This is a genomic window from Asanoa sp. NPDC050611, assembly GCF_040654855.1.
Classification (GTDB): Bacteria; Actinomycetota; Actinomycetes; order Mycobacteriales; family Micromonosporaceae; genus Asanoa.
In genome coordinates this window covers 1-4,365 of sequence record NZ_JBFAIU010000481.1, presented here as the reverse complement: position 1 = coordinate 4,365, position 4,365 = coordinate 1, and the positions used below count along the sequence as shown (strand labels likewise).

Annotated in this window: 6 protein-coding genes; 3 read left to right on the top strand and 3 right to left on the bottom strand. The window is 73.1% G+C overall.

What is annotated here, in order from left to right:
- Positions 1–73 precede the first annotated feature (73 nt).
- Complete coding sequence (locus tag AB0H87_RS38645; protein WP_360157756.1) at positions 74–463, top strand: VOC family protein; 390 nt, start codon at positions 74–76, stop codon at positions 461–463.
- 5 nt (positions 464–468) lie between these two features.
- Complete coding sequence (locus AB0H87_RS38640; protein ID WP_360157754.1) at positions 469–948, top strand: RidA family protein; 480 nt, start codon at positions 469–471, stop codon at positions 946–948.
- On the opposite strand, the gene AB0H87_RS38635 is transcribed toward AB0H87_RS38640, so the two are convergent.
- Both AB0H87_RS38635 and AB0H87_RS38630 read right to left on the bottom strand, forming a co-directional pair.
- A complete protein-coding gene (locus AB0H87_RS38635) occupies positions 877–1,821 on the bottom strand; it encodes an amidohydrolase family protein (RefSeq protein ID WP_360157751.1) in 945 nt (314 codons plus the stop codon). The genes AB0H87_RS38640 and AB0H87_RS38635 overlap by 72 nt on opposite strands.
- A 9-nt stretch (positions 1,822–1,830) precedes the next feature.
- Positions 1,831–2,286 carry a carboxymuconolactone decarboxylase family protein gene (locus AB0H87_RS38630; RefSeq protein WP_360157748.1) on the bottom strand — a complete coding sequence of 152 codons (456 nt, stop codon included), beginning with the start codon at positions 2,284–2,286 and terminating at the stop codon, positions 1,831–1,833.
- Positions 2,287–2,405: 119 nt separating this feature from the next.
- Here AB0H87_RS38630 and AB0H87_RS38625 point away from each other — a divergent pair, with 119 nt between their 5' ends.
- Positions 2,406–3,239: a sigma-70 family RNA polymerase sigma factor gene (locus tag AB0H87_RS38625; protein ID WP_360157745.1), complete on the top strand. Its 834-nt coding sequence runs from the start codon at positions 2,406–2,408 to the stop codon at positions 3,237–3,239.
- Here AB0H87_RS38625 and AB0H87_RS38620 read toward each other — a convergent pair.
- Positions 3,236–4,365: helix-turn-helix transcriptional regulator (locus AB0H87_RS38620; RefSeq protein ID WP_360157742.1), on the bottom strand; the 1,130-nt coding region annotated here is incomplete at its 5' end. The genes AB0H87_RS38625 and AB0H87_RS38620 overlap by 4 nt on opposite strands.

Here is a 4,365-nt window from a genome sequence, read left to right as displayed (position 1 = left end):
GTTACAAGTTCCATCACATCGACACGACGCCGCTGGAACCCATCGTCGAGCGGTGGCTGAGGAAGGGATCACGATGAGGATCAACATCGCCAGCGTCATGGTCGACGACGAGGAGAAGGCACTCCGGTTCTACACCGACGTCCTCGGTTTCCAGGAGAAGACCAACGTGCCCGCCGGCGAGCACCGGTGGATCACCGTCGTCTCGCCCGCGGACCCGGACGGCGTCGAGCTGCTTCTGGAACCCGCCGGTCACCCGGCCGCCAAGCCGTTCCGGGAGGCGCTGGTCGCCGACGGCATCCCGTACACCTCCTTCGCGGTCGACGACGTCCAGGCGGAGTACGAGCGCCTGCGCGGCCTCGGGGTCACCTTCACCCAGGAGCCGACCGAGATGGGCCCCGTGACCACCGCGGTGCTCGACGACACCTGCGGCAACCTGATCCAGATCGCCAAGCTGGCCGCGTAACCCGGATGCGCATCGAGAACCGGCTGGCCGACCTGGGCCTCGAGCTCCCCGCGCCGATCCAGCTTCCGCCGGGGGTCACGCTTCCCTTTCCCTGGGTGCGCCTCTGGAACGGTCGCGCCTTCGTCTCCGGTCACAGCCCGCTGCACCCCGACGGCTCGATGGCCGGGCCGTTCGGCAAGGTCGGCGCGGACGTGACGGAGGCGCAGGCCTATCAGGCGGCCCGCCTGACCGCTCTGGCGATGCTGTCCAGCCTCCGCGTCGCCCTGGGCGACCTCGACCGGATCACGGCCTGGCTGCGCGTCTTCGGCATGGTCAACGTGGCTCCGGGCTTCACCGCGACGCCGGGCGTGGTCAACGGCTTCTCCGACCTGATCCTCGAGCTGTGGGGACCCGACGCCGGCACCCACGCGCGGTCAGCGGTCGGCCTGGCCGAGCTGCCCTTCCGCATCCCCGTGGAGATCGAGGCCGAGGTCGCCTACGAGTGACACCGGGTTCGCCCAGCAGACCGCGCGCAGCCACTCGTCGCCGAGGTCGAGGCGGGCCAGCCCGTCGAGCTGACGGGCGTACGCGTAGGGGATGTTCGGAAAGTCCGACCCGAGCAGCACCTTCCCGGCCAGGCCGAGGTCGCGCAGGCGCGGCAGCGCCGAAACCGGGAAGGGCCGCTCGCGGTCGAAGAAGTCCGTGAACACCATGGTCGTGTCGAGCGCGACCTGCTCGTACGCCTCGGCCAGCGCGAGGAACTCGAGGTACTCGGGCGCGCCGAGGTGGGCGATCACCGCGCGCAGCCGGGGGTGCCGCGCGAGCACCTCGCCGAACGGACCCGGCCCGGTGTGCCCGTGCGCGACCGGACCCGACCCGGCGTGCACGATCACCGGCAGGCCGGCCTCGGCGAGCAGGCCCCAGACGCCGTCGAGCAGCGGGTCGGCCGGATGGAAGTCGGCGACCTGCAGGTGCAGCTTGAACAACCGGGCACCACGCTCGATCGCGGCCCGGGTGTAGTCGAGCGCGCCCGGCTCAGGGAAGAACGTCGCACACGGCACGCACCCGGGCGTACGCGCGGCGAAGTCCAGCGTCCACGCGTTGAGGTCGGCCGCCATCCCGGGCCGGTGGGCGTACGCGAGCGCGCCGAACATCCGCACGCCCATCCGCCGCAGGTGCGCGACCCGCTCGTCGTCGGACCACTTGTAACGGATCGGCCACGGCATCCCGACGAGCGGCCCGGCCTCGTCGAAGTGCGCCCACACCCGCCGGAGCATCCGCGCGGGCAGGAAGTGGGTGTGCACGTCGGCGAGCCCGGGCAGCCCGAGCTCCTGCCAGAACCGCGGCACGTCCTCATCGGTGGCAAGCGCGGCCGGCATCAGGCCAACCTAGTCCCAGCGGGTCCCCGCCGGGATGCGCAGGGTGGTGTTGATGCGGTTGAAGAAGTTGGTGATGGCGATCAGCAGCACCAACGCGCCGCGCTGGCGCTCGTCGAAGTGCTTCGACACCGTGGCCCAGATCTCGTCGGTGACCGCGCCCGGGCGGTCGGCCAGGCGGGTGGCCGCCTCGGTCAGGGCCAGCGCCGCCCGTTCGGCGTCGTCGAACAGGGAGTTCTCGTACCAGGCGGACACGGCGTGCAGCTTCTCGTGGCTCACCCCGGCCTTGACGGCGGCCGTCACGCCGGCGTCGACGCAGGCGCTGCAGCCGTTGATCTGGCTCGCCCGCAGGTGCACCAGCTCCAGCGTCTCCCGTGGCACGCCGGCCGCGTACACCTGCTGGTAGATCTGCTGGACGCCGGCCGTGATGTCGGGCCGGCTCGTGGCGTCGTGGACCCGGGTCGTCATGGTTCCTCCAGGTAGCGGTGGTTGGATCGCCACTACGACGGCCCGCGAGCGCGGCAGGTAACGCCGTTACCTTTCCCGCGGCCGACGCGTCGTGGTGGTGGACACCACGGAGGAGAGCCATGACCGACGAGTTCGAGACGCACCGTCCCTACCTGCACGCGATCGCGTACCGCATGCTCGGCTCGCACGCCGACGCGGACGACGCGGTCCAGGAGGCGTGGCTGCGGCTCGCGCGGACCGGCACCGCGGAGATCGCGGACCTGCGCGGCTGGCTCACCACCGTGACGAGCCGGATCTGCCTCGACCTGCTCCGGCGCCGCAAGGTCCGCGGCGAGGAGGCGCTGGAGCTCGACATCGACCCGCGGCCGGCCGAGGACGGCGATCCGGAGGCCGAAGCGCTGCTCGCCGAGTCGGTCGGGCTCGCGCTGTACGTCGTCATGGACGCGCTCACCCCGGCCGAGCGCGTGTCGTTCGTGCTGCACGACGTGTTCGAGGTGCCGTTCGACATGATCGCCGACATCCTCGACCGGAGCACGGCCGCCACCAAGATGCTCGCCAGCCGGGCGCGGGGACGCCTGCGGTTGGGCACGCCGCCGGCCCAGGAGGCCGACCGCGGCGTCGTCGACGCGTTCCTCGCGGCGGCCGGCAGCGGCGACGTCGCCGCGCTGCTGACCGTGCTCGCGCCCGACGTCGAGCTGACGGCCCGGGGGCAGCAGGGCACCGTCATGATCCGCGGCGCGGGCCAGGTCGCCGGCCAGGCGACGAGCTTCGCCCGCCGGGACGCCGTGGTGCACCCGGCCACCGTGGGCGGCCTGCCGGGTGTGCTGGTCACCGTCGACGGGCGGCCGGTCACCGCGATGGGCTTCGTGGTCACGGACGGCGTCGTCACGGCGATGCACGGCGTGACCGACCCCGTCCGGCTGGGCCAGCTCGTGCCCTCCTGGGTCGGCTAGTCGCGCAGCACGCGCGGGAGCTGCGTCCGCGAGGTGATGCCGAGCTTCGTGAACACCTTGCGCAGGTGGTACTGGACCGTCCGGGCGCTGATGAACAGCCGCGTCGCGATCTCCGGGTTCGACAGGCCCTCGCCGGCCATCCGGGCGATCTGGGCCTCCTGGGTGGTCAGGTGCTGCTCGCTGGTCGCCGGTGACCGCGGGTGGGTGCGCCCGCCGGCGGCGTTCAGCTCGCGCTCCGCCCGCGCCGCGAACGCCGTCGCGCCGATACGGGCGAACGCGTCGTACGCCGTCCGGAGCTGCTCACGGGCGTCGGTGCGGCGCCGCTCCCGGCGCAGCCACTCCCCGTAGAGCAGGTGGGCCCGGGCCAGGTCGACGCGCATCCGGGTCCGCCCGAGATGCTCGATGGCCGCCCGGTAGAGCTTCTCGGCCGCGGCGTCGTCCGACAGCAGGGCCTGCGAGCGCGACTGGATGCCCAACGCCCAGTCGGTCCCGCACGCGGTGCGCATGTCCGACATCAGCGCGAAGACCTCGGCGGCGACCTCCGGCCGGCCCGTGCGCACCGCGGCCTCGACCAGCTCCGGCGCCGGCCAGATCAACGCGCCGGGATCCGCCGGGTACGCCGTGGCCCGTCGCGCCGCCGCCAGCGCCTCCCCGTAGTTGCCGAGGCTGTTGTGCAGCAGCGCGTACGCCCACTCGGCGAAGGTGAGCCCGACACCCTCGCCCCGCCGCGTCACGTCGGCCGTCGTCGTCTCCAGCAGCGCGGCGCCGGCGGCCGCGTCGCCACGGAAGGCGGCCAGGCCCAGCGCGCCGTACGGCGCCAGGCTCCCGCCGGTGGCCTCGGTGATCGCGGTCAGCTCGTCGGTCAGCGCCGCCGCACCGCCCAGGTCGCCGCTCAACAGCAACAGGTACGCCCGCGCGGTCAACGCCAGCGGCAGGTGGCTGAGCACCCCGGTCTCCCGGGCCAGCTCCACGTAGCGGCTGGACAGCTCGTCCCACGCGGCGTCGTCGAAGACCCGCAGCGTGCCCATCACCGCCATCCACATGAAGTCGAGCTCGTCCACGCCGGCCCGCCGGGCACGCGCGGCGGCCAGCCCCGCCCGCAGCACCGGCAGGCCGGCCGCGTACC

Coding starts and splice junctions, on each gene's coding strand:
- AB0H87_RS38645 (WP_360157756.1), top strand. CDS start 74: ATGAGGATCAACATCGCCAGCGTCATGGTCGACGACGAGGAGAAGGCA.
- AB0H87_RS38640 (WP_360157754.1), top strand. CDS start 469: ATGCGCATCGAGAACCGGCTGGCCGACCTGGGCCTCGAGCTCCCCGCG.
- AB0H87_RS38635 (WP_360157751.1), bottom strand. CDS start 1,821: ATGCCGGCCGCGCTTGCCACCGATGAGGACGTGCCGCGGTTCTGGCAG.
- AB0H87_RS38630 (WP_360157748.1), bottom strand. CDS start 2,286: ATGACGACCCGGGTCCACGACGCCACGAGCCGGCCCGACATCACGGCC.
- AB0H87_RS38625 (WP_360157745.1), top strand. CDS start 2,406: ATGACCGACGAGTTCGAGACGCACCGTCCCTACCTGCACGCGATCGCG.